This window comes from Ruegeria sp. AI3 (assembly GCF_056541245.1).
Genome location: NZ_JBQFYA010000003.1, coordinates 381,772 through 394,208, shown reverse-complemented (window position 1 = coordinate 394,208; position 12,437 = coordinate 381,772). Strand labels below are relative to the sequence as shown.

Genomic DNA, 12,437 nt, shown 5'->3' with positions numbered 1-12,437 from the left:
AAGGGATGCGCCATGGCTTTGCCGGTTAAGGATCAGCTGAGATACTGGGGCATCGCCACGGTTGTCTTTGTCGTGATCCTGTGGGCTTTGGGCGATGTGCTTTTGCCCTTCGTGATCGGCGGCGCAATTGCTTATTTCCTCGACCCCGTCGCCGATCGGCTGGAAAAGCTGGGGCTGTCGCGGATGGCTGCCACCGGGATCATCACCGTGGTCGGCGTCCTTGGATTTGTGCTTGCGATTCTGATGGTTGTGCCAGCTCTGGTCACACAGTTGATCGACCTGGTCGACATAGTGCCCAGCCTGTTCCAGGAGCTGCGCGCCTTCATCGAGAAGCAATTCCCGTCGATTCTAGACCGCGAATCCAGCTCGCACCAGTTCCTTGTCGGGCTGGGTGAAACGCTAAAATCCAAGACTGGGGATGTGCTGGAATCCGTTGTGGCCTCGCTTGGCTCGGCAATCAACGTGGTGGTGCTGCTTGTCATCGTGCCTGTCGTCTCGGTCTACCTGCTGCTGGATTGGGACCGCATGGTCGCCCGGATCGGAGAGCTGCTGCCCCGCGACCACGCCCCCACGATCAAACGTCTTGCCGGTGAGATCGACAACGTGCTGGCCTCATTCGTGCGTGGCATGGGCACGGTCTGTCTGATCCTTGGCACCTACTATGCGGTTGCCTTGATGCTGGTCGGGCTGCAATTCGGCCTGATCGTCGGATTCATTGCCGGGCTGGTGACCTTCATTCCCTATCTGGGCGCGTTGATTGGCGGCACGTTGGCTATCGGCCTGGCGTTGTTCCAGTTCTGGGGGGATTGGGCGCATATCGGGCTGGTCGCAGGTATCTTTGCACTGGGACAAGTGACCGAGGGCAACTTCCTGACGCCCAAACTGGTCGGCGACTCGGTTGGTTTGCATCCGGTCTGGCTGTTGTTGGCCTTGTCGGTCTTTGGTGCACTTTTCGGCTTTGTCGGGATGCTGGTCGCCGTTCCGGTTGCCGCAGCTTTGGGTGTGCTGGCTCGGTTCGGCACGTCGGTTTATCTGGATAGCCGCCTTTATACCGGCCTCGAAAGCCAGGATCAGGACAACGCGTAAATGGCCCGACAATTGAGCTTCGATTTGCCCGCCAAAACCGCGCTTGGGCGTGAGGACTTCTTTGTCTCCCCGGCGAACGCGCTTGCGGTTGCGATGATTTCGGCCACCTCATGGCCCGGCAACAAACTGGTGCTGAGTGGCCCGGCAGGAGCAGGTAAGACCCACCTGGCCCATGTCTGGGCGGCTGAAACCGGCGGGCGCATCATCAAAGCCGAGGCGCTGCGGTATGAGGACGTGCCCGATCTAGCGCGCAGCCCGATTGCGGTTGAAGACGTTCCGATGATCGCAGGTGATATCGAGCAGCAGAAAGTGCTGTTTCACCTGCACAACCTCGTTCTGGCTGAGGGTCACGCCCTGCTGATGACCGGGCGTCTGGCGCCGAAATTTTGGCAATTGCCGCTGGCGGATCTGCAAAGCCGGGTCGAAGGCGCGCATCACGTTGCGCTTGATCCACCGGATGACGCGTTACTATGCGCAGTGCTTGCGAAACTGTTTGTCGACCGGCAGCTGAACCCCGGCCCCGAGGTGATTGCCTATCTAGTCAAGCACATGGATCGACGCTTTGAGACCGCCGCCGATGTGGTCGCGCAGCTGGACGATTTTGCATTGTCCGAGAAACGGGATATCACGCGCGCCCTGGCGATCCGGGTCTTGAAAATGGACCCGGATGAAGGCGAACCGAATGATTGACCCACGCGCGCCAATTGCGCATTCTGACAGCGAAATTTCTGGGTAAGACATGGACCAGACCGTCGAAACCGACATTCCTGATTGGGGGCCTTTCGGAAGACCTCTGTTCGACGACCCCGGCACAAGGGCGCTGTCACGTGTGGGCGTGGTCGATGTCGGATCGAACTCGGTCCGAATGGTGGTCTTTGATGGCGCGGCGCGGTCACCTGCCTATTTCTACAACGAAAAGGTTATGTGCGAGCTGGGCGCGGGGCTATCCGAGACCGGCCACCTGAATCCCCGAGGGCGTGAGAGGGCGATGGCCGCCCTGCGGCGCTTTCAGCGGATCGCAGAGGACCTCGGCCTGCCGGGGCTGCACGTCGTGGCTACCGCCGCTGTGCGTGAGGCGAAAGACGGGCCCGATTTCTGTCAGGACGTCAAAGCAAAAACCGGGCTGCATGTGGCTGTGATCGACGGTCAGGAAGAGGCGCGCCTATCAGCCCAAGGCGTTATGCTGGGCTGGCCCGGAGCGTATGGCCTGATCTGCGACATAGGCGGCTCGTCTATGGAATTGGCCGAGATCGGAGGCGGCGATGTTGGCCGTCGCGTGACCTCGGCCCTTGGTCCGCTGAAGCTGCGCGATATCAAGGGCGGGCGCCGTGCGCGCAAGGCCCATATCAAATCCACTATGGAAGAGTTGCACAGCCAGATGGGCCAACAGCGCGACCGGCTGTTTCTGGTGGGCGGCAGCTGGCGTGCATTTGCGCGACTGGACATGCTGCGGCGGGGCTATCCTCTGAACGTCCTGCACGAATACCGCATGACCACCAAGCAAGTGCGCGAAACGATCAAATTCATCGACGCGAACGATCATGACAAATTGCGCAGCCAGGCCGGGGTTTCAAGTTCTCGAATGGCGCTGATCCCTTATGCGATGGACGTGCTTGCGCGGCTGATCCGCACCTTCAAACCCAAGGATATCGCGATCTCAAGCTATGGTATCCGCGAAGGCCTGCTGTATGAGCAGATGTCGCAGGAACAGCGCGACCGCGATCCCTTGATCGAGGCCAGCCGGTTTTCCGAAGCGAAAGACGCACGCCTGCCGGGTATGGGCCGCACGCTGTTCGATTTTGTGATGCCTCTGTTCAAATCTGCGCCTGCGACGCAAGTCCGTCTGATCAAGGCCGCCTGCCTTTTGCACGATGTCAGCTGGCGCGCGCATCCTGATTACCGGGCCGAGGTCTGTTTCGACTATGTCACCCGCGCTAATCTCGGGGGGCTGAAACACTCAGAACGCGTTTTCATTGGCCTTGCGCTGCAACATCGCTATCGCAACAAGCGCGAAGGCAACCGATTTGCGCCACTCTACGAGTTGCTGGATGAAAAGGGCCAAAAACAGGCCGAGATTCTGGGCAAGGCTATGCGGTTCGGGGCCATGTTGTGCATGGACAGCGACGCACATGTGGGCAAGCTACGCTTTTATCCCAAAAAGCGTGAGCTTGATCTGGTGCTGCCCAAATCCGTGCAGCCCCTGTTCAACGAAGTCGCCGAGTCCCGTCTGAATTCACTGGCAAATGCCCTGAAATCCGAAGTGCGTGTGGTCATCAAGGGCTGAGCTGCCCCTAGATGTCCGTGGCTCCGTCCGGGGCCTCTGGCAAAGCTTCGGGTGTTTCAGGCGCATCTTCGGTCTGTTTCTTGCGGATTATGATGTCGCCATTGGGCAGGATTTCGGGCATCTCGTAGACGCTCCAATCCTTTACCTCGGCGGCGAGCTCTGCCAGCGCGGGTCCCATCTCCTGCATGAAAGAACGCATCGCGGGGCCAAATTGATCTGCAAGGCCAAGCAACTCATCCAAAGCCGGCTCCATCTCGCGGCGCAGGCCCTCGAAAAACAACTCGGCCCCCTGCTCCATCAGCGTTGGGGCATCTTCTTCCTCGGCCGTTGCAGGCAGCGCAAAAGCGGCTGTCATCGCGCCGATCATCAGAATATGTTTCATATGCTGAATGTAAGCCTTTCCGCGCCCAGTTGAAAGGTCACAGCTCAAAATCCAACGTGACCGGAAAGTGATCCGACGCGGTCAAAAGGGCCTCTCGTAGGTCAGGTTTGGCCCAGCAGGCAGCATCTCGAAACGGATGCCAGATGCGCCAGACGGGTCGCCGAGACTGCAAATCCTCGCTGATCATGATGTAGTCCAGCAACGCCTCAAGGAACGTGCCGTTCTCGGGCCGCGCAAATCGTGCGGTAGCAGGCACAGATCCGGGACGCGGCCCATACGCCGTAGCCGCATGGGGATCATAGAGACCCGCCTGCAACAGAATCTCGACCGAGGAGCGCCCGAACAGATGTTCGAACTCATCCAGACCGGGGCCGTCATTTAAGTCGCCCAACAGGATCACTGGATCATCCTCAGCCAAGTGATGCGCGACCCGACGGGACAACCAGATCGCCTGTGCCAACTGCTTGCGGCGGTTGGCGATCGAGATACGGATCGCCTCATCCCGTGACTCCGCCCCATGCGGAGCCTTGGATTTCAGATGCGCGCCGATCAGGCGAAACTCAAACCCCGCTTTGGTCTGGACCGACAGCTCCATTGGCGGCTTGGAGAACCGTACCACGTCCTGCGTCGCATCCACGTCCAGATCTATGCGAAACTCCGCGTCAAAGCGCGGGGCGTCATCTGCCGCCCTTGGATCATGGCGCACCGACAGAATCTCCGGGTCGTAGAGAAGCGCCAGTTCCTGATGCGTATCATTGGGGAATCCCATGATCGCCTGCGAGGTGCGGAGTTCAAAAACCTCGGCAAACGCTTGCAAGGCGCGTACCGTGTTCTGCCGCTTGCCCGTATTCGGCGCTTCGACGACAAGAACCGCATCCGCGTCAATCGCGGTGAGAACCTTGGCGATCGCCTCGACCTGCTGGGCTTTGGTCACGTCATGACGACCGGACCAGCTGTCATCGACGATCAGTCTGTCATTGCGATCAAACAGGTTGGCAAACCATTCGATATTGTAGGTCGCCAGACGCATCGCCTAAACCGTCGCGCCGTTGATCTCGTCCCAGGCACGGTTGATGTCGATCATCTTCTTCTCGGCCAGGCGGATCGCCTCCTCCGGGACTCCGCGCGACATCATCGCGTCGGGATGGGTTTCGCGCACCAGCTTGCGCCAGACCTTCCTGATCTCAGCGATCGACATGTCGCGCGAGACGCCGAGAACCACATAAGGGTCGTTCGGCGCATCCGGCACAAACCGCGCGCGCAGGGCCAGAAACTGAGCATCCGTCTGTCCGAAAATTCGGCTGACCTCTTCCAGAAACTCGTTCTCGTTCGGGTGATAGAACCCGTCGGCCATGGCGATATGGAACAGCCCCTCCATAAGATCGCACAGGGTGGTGCTGTCTTCCGAGAACATCCGAGCGATCTTGCGGGCATAGTCCTGATAGCCCGCCACATCGGTGCGAGCCATGTTGAAGACACGGGCCGCGCCCTCTTCATCTTCGCGCGCAATCTGGAACACGTCGCGGAAGGCCGTCACCTCATCCCGTGTCACCTGTCCATCGGCCTTGGCCATCTTGGCCCCCAGCGCAATCACCGCAATTGTAAACGCGACCGAGCGTTCGGGTGGCGAGCGCAGCTTTTCGAAAACAGCCGTCAGGCTCTCACCTTGGGCAAGAGCGCTCAGCGCGTCGGATATGCGGGTCCAGATCGACATGGCCGTACACTAGCGTCCCATTGCAGGACTGTCAGGTGCGATAGACCCTTCGGGCGAAAGAATTTTCTGCATCAGCACAAGGTCCAGATACTGCCCCCATTTGTGCCCAACCTCGGGCATGCGCCCGACCTCAGAAAACCCAAGCGCAGAATGAAAGGCGATCGCCCCCGGATTGGCCGAAGAAATCCCGGCCACCAGAACATGCACCCCTTCGCTGCCGGCCACTTGCTGCAACCGCCCCATAAGAGTGCGCCCAACGCCACGGCCCCGAGCATCGTCTGCCAGTTGAATCGAATGCTCACGGCACTTGGCATAGCCCGGCCCGGATCGGAACGGGGCATAGGTTGCGAAACCAATGACCCGCCCTTGATCCTCAGCCACGAGAAACGCCGCTCCGCGCGCCCGGATATCATCTGCAATCGACTCGACGCTGCGTTCATCGGTCGTGAAGGTCACCAATGTATCGCGAATAATCGCGTTGGTGATCAAAGCGATCTCTGCTGCATCCGCTGGTTGGGCCTGACGGACCCTCATCGCAGAATACGTACCCCATGAGGCGTTTCGATCTCGGCCTGCATTGACGCTGGCCCCGTGTCAAAAACGACCGGATCAAGCGGACCCAGCTGCTCCGCCAAGAGCAACGCGTCCGGGTGATAGACAATCAGACGTTTCAGGCGGCACCCATGATCCTCCAACATACGCGCGGGGTGAAGATCCCCCTGCCACTGGATCAGCGCCGGAAACAAGTTGTCAAAGGGCAAACGCCCGTTTGGCGGAACCGCCATACGCCACCGCAAAGCCCCTCGGGCCAAGTCAATCGGCGTCCCGACACCATCGGGAAACACGGATAGAGAAGCCTCAATATCGGGTACGCGGCAAATCCAGTTGGTCAGTCGTGGCGCACCCTCGAACCGGTCCAGATCGAACCACCGCGTCCTGTCGGGATGAGACGCATCCGGGTCGATGGCAATCGCCTCCAGATACAGCCCGTCCTTCAGGCCAAGCAACCGATTATGCGTGCCAAATGCCTCATGCTTGCCACCTGCCTGAAGACTGACACCCAGCGCATCTTCCACATGCGCCGTGGCCTTTTCCAACGTGGCACCCGCCACCGCAATATGATCCAACTCCATCGCGCCCTCCACGATGACACCCTAGATCGCTTTGCGTTTGATTTGTATCAAAATACGCTGCCTCTCCCTGCGGTCGAACGCGCATTTCGATGCTTTTACCCTAAGTAAAACGCAAAACGCTCTAAGCACACCAAAAGGGCGCAAGCCAAACCCGCGCCCTTCTTCTGTTTGAAAATACCTTCGGGGGTGAATTTGCCGTCAGGCAAAGAGGGGGCAGACAGCCCCCTGCCCCGCCTCAGTCCCGCGCGTCGCGGATCAGGCGCAAGATGTCCTGTGCGGCATCGGGAATATTTGTCCCCGGCCCAAAGATCGCCTTGACCCCATTGTCATACAGGAACTGATAATCCTGCTGAGGGATCACCCCACCGCAAATCACGATGATGTCCTCAGCCCCGGCTTTCTTGAGTTCCTCAACAAGCTGCGGTGCCAGCGTCTTGTGGCCTGCCGCCTGAGACGAGATGCCCACCACATGCACGTCATTGTCCACGGCATCCTGCGCGGCCTCGGCCGGGGTCTGGAACAGAGGGCCAACGTCCACGTCAAACCCGATATCAGCAAAGGCGGTTGCAATCACCTTGGCACCCCGGTCGTGACCGTCCTGCCCCATCTTGACCACCAACAGGCGGGGGCGACGCCCCTCGACCTCGGCAAAATCTTCGATGGATTTCTGGATGGCGGCAAAGCCCTCGTCGCCCTCGTAGGCCGCGCCATAAACGCCCGCCAGGGTCTTCACCTCGGCGCGGTGGCGGCCGAACTCTTTCTCCATTGCCATACTGATCTCTCCTACCGATGCGCGGGCGCGGGCGGCCTCGACCGCAGCAGCCAGCAGGTTTCCGCCTTCCTGAGCGGCCTTGGTCAGCGCGTCCAACGCGGCCTGACAGGCGGCCTCGTCGCGGGTGGCGCGGATCTCTTCCAGCCGCGCCACCTGAGATTCGCGCACGGCCACGTTGTCGACGTCCAGAATGTCGATCGGGTCTTCCTGTTCCTTACGGTATTTGTTGACCCCAACGATCACCTCGTCGCCACGGTCGATCATCGCCTGACGCCGCGCGGCGCTTTCCTCGATCCGCAGCTTGGGCATGCCCGAGGCCACGGCTTTGGTCATGCCACCCATTTCCTCGACCTCTTCCATCAGGGCCCAGGCTTTCTCGATCAGATCATTGGTCAGGCTTTCCACGTAATAGGAACCAGCCAGCGGATCGACCACATCGGTCACACCGGTCTCTTCCTGCAAGACCAACTGTGTATTCCGCGCGATACGGGCCGAGAAATCGGTGGGCAGGGCAATCGCCTCGTCCAGAGCGTTGGTGTGCAGCGACTGGGTGCCGCCCAGAACCGCGCTCATCGCCTCATACGCGGTGCGAATCACGTTGTTATAAGGGTCCTGCTCCTGCAGCGACACGCCCGAAGTTTGGCAGTGTGTCCGCAGCATCTTGGAGCGTTCGGACTTCGCCCCGAACTCTGTCATCACGCGATGCCACAGAGTCCGCGCGGCGCGCAGTTTCGCGATCTCCATGAAGAAATTCATGCCAATGGCAAAGAAGAACGACAAACGACCTGCGAATTTATCGACATCCATGCCCGCATCCAGCGCAGCCCGCACATATTCGCGCCCGTCCGCGATGGTATAGGCCAGCTCCTGCACAAGGTTCGCGCCGGCCTCTTGCATGTGATAGCCCGAGATCGAGATCGAGTTGAACTTGGGCATCTCGTTCGACGTGTACTCGATAATGTCCGAGATGATCTTCATCGACGGCTCAGGCGGGTAGATGTAGGTGTTGCGCACCATGAACTCTTTCAGAATGTCATTCTGAATGGTGCCAGACAGGACCGATTTGTCGTGCCCCTGTTCTTCGCCCGCCACGATGAAGCTGGCCAGAACCGGGATGACCGCGCCGTTCATAGTCATCGAAACCGAGACTTTGTCGAGCGGGATACCGTCGAACAGGATTTTCATATCCTCAACGCTGTCAATCGCAACACCGGCCTTACCGACATCGCCGACAACGCGCGGATGATCGCTGTCATAGCCGCGGTGCGTTGCCAGATCGAAGGCGACCGAGACACCCTGCTGACCTGCAGCCAGATTGCGCCGGTAGAAGGCGTTTGATTCCTCGGCGGTCGAGAACCCCGCATATTGGCGAATGGTCCACGGGCGCCCGGCATACATCGTCGCCTTCACACCGCGCGTGAACGGGCCAAACCCCGGCAGAGTGCCCATATGCGGCAAATCGGCGGTGTCGTCCTGTGTGTAAAGCGGTTTGACGCTGATGCCTTCCAGCGTTTCCTTGGTCAGATCGTCCAGCGGCCGTCCGCGCAATTCTTTCTCGGCCAGCGCGCGCCAGTCATTCTTATCGGTCATCGAGGTGTCCTCTCGTCAGTTCGGCCTGCAGCAGCCTGCAATCCGTGCGTATCGTGGTTCAGCAGATGACGGGCATGGCCCACGCGCGACAAATTGAGCGTGTTATGCAATTCGCCGGTCGCATTCGCGGGCACAGAGGCTATATTCAACGGGACAGGAGGCCCCATGAACAAAACGCTTGCCCTTGTTTTCTCGGCACTTATCCCGCTGGCTGCCTTGGCCGCCGACGGAACAACACCTGCTGATGATGAATATGTTCGCCCTGTCGGCGACAGTGAGTTGAGCGATTTCATGTGGACCCACCGGCCCATTGTCGTCTTCGCCGACACGCCCGCTGATCCCCGGTTCCAGCAGCAGATCGACATGTTGCTGGAAGGCGAGGACGCGATGCGGGATCGGGATGTCGTGGTGCTAACGGATACCGATCCGTCCGCACGATCCTCGATCCGGTCCAAGCTGCGCCCGCGCGGGTTCCAGATGGTCTTTGTCGACAAGGACGGCGTGGTCAAACTGCGCAAACCGTCCCCGTGGAGCGTGCGCGAGATCGGCCGCTCGATCGACAAAACCCCCCTGCGCGAACGCGAAATCCGCGAACGGCGCGAGGGCGGCTGACCGCTTTTGCCACGCCTCAAGCCACCGGCGCAGAACGCCGGTGAGACCTGAGGATATGCCAAAAGCGCGGTCATGATCATTCGAACTCGATGATCACTTCGTCTACGGCAAGGCTGTCGCCCGGGCCTGCGTTGATCTTGGCAACGGTGCCCTTCTTCTCGGCGCGCAGGATGTTTTCCATCTTCATCGCCTCGATGGTGCACAGCGCCTGACCTTCCTGGACCTCCTGACCGACTTCCACGTCGATCTTCACGACCAGACCCGGCATCGGGCAGAGCAGCATTTTCGACGTATCCGGCGGCAGTTTCTCTGGCATCAGCTTGGCCAGCTCGGCCTGACGCGGACGGCGCACATGGACCTTCAAATCCGCACCCCGGTTGCGAATGCGAAACCCGCCCGAAACCTTGCCAACTTTCAGAACCAGAGGGCTTCCATCCACATCCAGCACTGCCAGCTGGTCGCCCGGTGTCCAGTCAGATGCGACGCGAACGGTCGAGCCGTCCTCGAACTTGACGGTCGCGCCTTCCTTGTCTGCATTGACCTGAACGGCCAGTTCTTGACCTTCCAGCGAAACGACCCAGCGCTTGCCGACCTTGCGTTCGTGGTTGTCCATCCGGCCCGAGACACGGGTCCGGCGGATCTCAGCAACCCTGTGCATCGCCGCGCATGAGGCCGCAATCCGACGCAGGTCGTCTTCGGGCAGCGTCACGCCTTCGAACCCGTCTGGGTATTCTTCGGCGATAAAGGCGGTGGTCATGTCACCGCTGACAAATTTCGGGTGATCCATCACCGCCGACAGGAACGGCAGGTTGTGGCCTATCCCTTCAACCTCAAAACTGTCCAGCGCCACGCGCATCGCCTCAATCGCGGCTTCGCGGGTTGGGGCCCATGTGCAAAGCTTGGCGATCATCGGGTCGTAATACATGCTGATCTCGCCGCCCTCATAGACGCCGGTATCGTTGCGCACGGCAGCCTCGCCCTCGGGCGCGTCGCCTTGCCATTTGCCATTGACCAGCATCGGACCTGCAGCGGTTTCCTGCGGCGGGCGATAGCGGGTCAGACGGCCGATCGAGGGCAAGAAGTTGCGATAGGGATCTTCCGCGTACAGACGGTTTTCAATCGCCCAGCCTGTCAGCGTTACGTCATCCTGCGTGATGGTCAGCTTTTCGCCATTCGCCACGCGGATCATCTGCTCCACCAGATCGACACCGGTGATCAGTTCCGTCACCGGGTGTTCCACCTGAAGACGGGTGTTCATCTCAAGGAAATAGAAGTTCTTCTCCCCATCGACGATGAACTCCACCGTACCCGCGCTGGAATAGCCCACGGCCTTGGCCAGCGCGACAGCCTGTTCGCCCATGGCTTTGCGGGTCTCGGGATCCAGGAAGGGCGACGGGGCCTCTTCCACCACTTTTTGGTTTCGGCGCTGGATCGAGCATTCGCGTTCGCCCAGATAGATGCCGTTGCCATGGCTATCGCAGAGAACCTGAATTTCGATGTGGCGCGGCTGAGTCACGAATTTCTCGATGAAAATCCGGTCGTCACCGAACGAGTTCGCGGCCTCGTTCTTGGAGGACTGGAACCCCTCGCGGGCCTCTTCGTCATTCCACGCGATCCGCATGCCTTTACCACCTCCGCCGGCGCTGGCTTTGATCATGACGGGGTAGCCGATGTCGTTCGAGATCTTGACCGCCTCATCGGCGTCTTCGATCAGGCCCATATAGCCGGGGACGGTGGAAACACCGGCCTCCTGCGCGATCTTTTTCGAAGTGATCTTGTCCCCCATACTTTCAATCGCACCGACCGGGGGGCCGACAAAGGCCACGCCTTCGGCGTCCAGCGCCTCGGCGAATTTGGCGTTCTCCGACAGGAAGCCATAGCCGGGGTGGACAGCCTGCGCGCCACTCTGGCGGATGGCATCCATGACCTTGTCGATCACGATATACGACTGGTTGGCAGGCGGTGGGCCGATATGGACAGCCTCATCCGCCATCGACACGTGCAGAGCGTTCTTGTCCGCGTCCGAATAGATGGCAACGGTGCCGATACCCATTTTGCGGGCGGTCTTGATAACCCGGCAGGCGATCTCGCCCCGGTTGGCGATCAGGATCTTATTGAACATGGAACGTCCTTTGGCTTGGTGTTCTGGAAACGCAAAAAGCCGCCGCAGGGAGGGCATCCCCACGTCGGTGCAATGCGTGACGACGGACGGGGCGGCTTGCGCCCCGAAATTTCGCGTTAGTTACAGGTGTTCTGCGTCTTACAGTACAGCACGTTGCCTGCGGCCCCGACGGCCGCACCGACCAACGGATCGGCACTGAGAACGGCTGCCCCGACAGCGCCCGCGCCGCCGCCCAGGATGGCCTGTTCGCCGAGAGTATCGCCGCACGCCGAGAGGCCCGCACAGGTTGCCAGTGCAAGGAACATTTTTGAAATACGCATGATGTCTGCCTCGTGTTTTTTTTTTGTGTTGCTCTTAAAGGCAGATGCAGGAACTCAACACCGTTATTCAATAACAACGAGGTAAAATCAGCGTTTTGCGCAGGTTTATGCCCATTCAGGCCAGTTTTTTGTGCAAAGAAAAACGCGGACAGGACGATGTGGGGAACACAAGCCTGCCCGCGCAAGGAAGGGGTACGGAATAGTAGGTGCATGTGCGACGCAGGCAAAGTAGTGTCGCACGGCTGGATCAAAATGCACTGCACAATCTTGTCTGCAAACAAGTTATTGTTTCCACCTAAGATTCCGGCCAGAATCTGCCCAACAGGCGAAACTCCGCGCAAATTCATGCCGACAAGAGTTGTGCGATTTTGCTGCGTCGACCCCGCCCAAACCGTCACAGTTTCGTTACATTTCTCTGCCGT

General features: G+C 59.7%; 12 protein-coding genes. 4 read left to right on the top strand and 8 right to left on the bottom strand.

Annotation, left to right across the window (positions count from 1 at the left end):
* Positions 1 to 12: 12 nt before the first annotated feature.
* From ACRZ95_RS07940 to ACRZ95_RS07930, 3 genes are read left to right on the top strand one after another with little or no spacing between them, the layout of a single operon-like run.
* Entirely contained in the window at positions 13 to 1,086 is a 1,074-nt protein-coding gene (locus ACRZ95_RS07940; protein ID WP_170378059.1) for an AI-2E family transporter, read from the top strand.
* Positions 1,087 to 1,776, top strand: coding sequence for a GTPase domain-containing protein (locus ACRZ95_RS07935; RefSeq protein ID WP_170462002.1), 690 nt, complete (start codon positions 1,087 to 1,089; stop codon positions 1,774 to 1,776). It begins immediately after the preceding gene.
* A 49-nt stretch (positions 1,777 to 1,825) separates the two neighbouring features.
* Complete coding sequence (locus tag ACRZ95_RS07930; RefSeq protein WP_170677216.1) at positions 1,826 to 3,370, top strand: Ppx/GppA family phosphatase; 1,545 nt, start codon at positions 1,826 to 1,828, stop codon at positions 3,368 to 3,370.
* Between the two features lie 7 nt (positions 3,371 to 3,377).
* On the opposite strand, the gene ACRZ95_RS07925 is transcribed toward ACRZ95_RS07930, so the two are convergent.
* From ACRZ95_RS07925 to scpA, 6 genes are all read right to left on the bottom strand, one after another.
* Entirely contained in the window at positions 3,378 to 3,752 is a 375-nt protein-coding gene (locus ACRZ95_RS07925) for a hypothetical protein (protein WP_170378053.1), read from the bottom strand.
* A gap of 37 nt (positions 3,753 to 3,789) precedes the next feature.
* Complete coding sequence (locus tag ACRZ95_RS07920; RefSeq protein WP_170677214.1) at positions 3,790 to 4,782, bottom strand: endonuclease/exonuclease/phosphatase family protein; 993 nt, start codon at positions 4,780 to 4,782, stop codon at positions 3,790 to 3,792.
* Positions 4,783 to 4,785: 3 nt separating this feature from the next.
* Positions 4,786 to 5,466 carry a TerB family tellurite resistance protein gene (locus tag ACRZ95_RS07915; RefSeq protein ID WP_170677212.1) on the bottom strand — a complete coding sequence of 227 codons (681 nt, stop codon included), beginning with the start codon at positions 5,464 to 5,466 and terminating at the stop codon, positions 4,786 to 4,788.
* Between the two features lie 9 nt (positions 5,467 to 5,475).
* Positions 5,476 to 6,000 carry a GNAT family N-acetyltransferase gene (locus ACRZ95_RS07910; protein WP_170677210.1) on the bottom strand — a complete coding sequence of 175 codons (525 nt, stop codon included), beginning with the start codon at positions 5,998 to 6,000 and terminating at the stop codon, positions 5,476 to 5,478.
* Positions 5,997 to 6,599 carry a VOC family protein gene (locus ACRZ95_RS07905; protein ID WP_170677208.1) on the bottom strand — a complete coding sequence of 201 codons (603 nt, stop codon included), beginning with the start codon at positions 6,597 to 6,599 and terminating at the stop codon, positions 5,997 to 5,999. Before ACRZ95_RS07905 ends, ACRZ95_RS07910 begins: the two co-directional genes overlap by 4 nt.
* A gap of 235 nt (positions 6,600 to 6,834) precedes the next feature.
* Entirely contained in the window at positions 6,835 to 8,961 is a 2,127-nt protein-coding gene (gene scpA, locus ACRZ95_RS07900; protein ID WP_170471781.1) for a methylmalonyl-CoA mutase, read from the bottom strand.
* Between the two features lie 165 nt (positions 8,962 to 9,126).
* Between scpA and ACRZ95_RS07895 the strand changes: the two genes are divergently transcribed.
* The gene (locus ACRZ95_RS07895; protein WP_170677206.1) at positions 9,127 to 9,573 is read left to right on the top strand and encodes a DUF4174 domain-containing protein; all 447 of its coding nucleotides are present in this window, start codon (positions 9,127 to 9,129) and stop codon (positions 9,571 to 9,573) included.
* A 76-nt stretch (positions 9,574 to 9,649) separates the two neighbouring features.
* On the opposite strand, the gene ACRZ95_RS07890 is transcribed toward ACRZ95_RS07895, so the two are convergent.
* Positions 9,650 to 11,695 (bottom strand): acetyl-CoA carboxylase biotin carboxylase subunit, encoded by a 2,046-nt coding sequence (locus tag ACRZ95_RS07890; RefSeq protein WP_170677204.1) that lies wholly within the window; start codon positions 11,693 to 11,695, stop codon positions 9,650 to 9,652.
* A 116-nt stretch (positions 11,696 to 11,811) separates the two neighbouring features.
* Complete coding sequence (locus ACRZ95_RS07885) at positions 11,812 to 12,015, bottom strand: hypothetical protein (RefSeq protein WP_170677202.1); 204 nt, start codon at positions 12,013 to 12,015, stop codon at positions 11,812 to 11,814.
* Positions 12,016 to 12,437 lie beyond the last annotated feature (422 nt).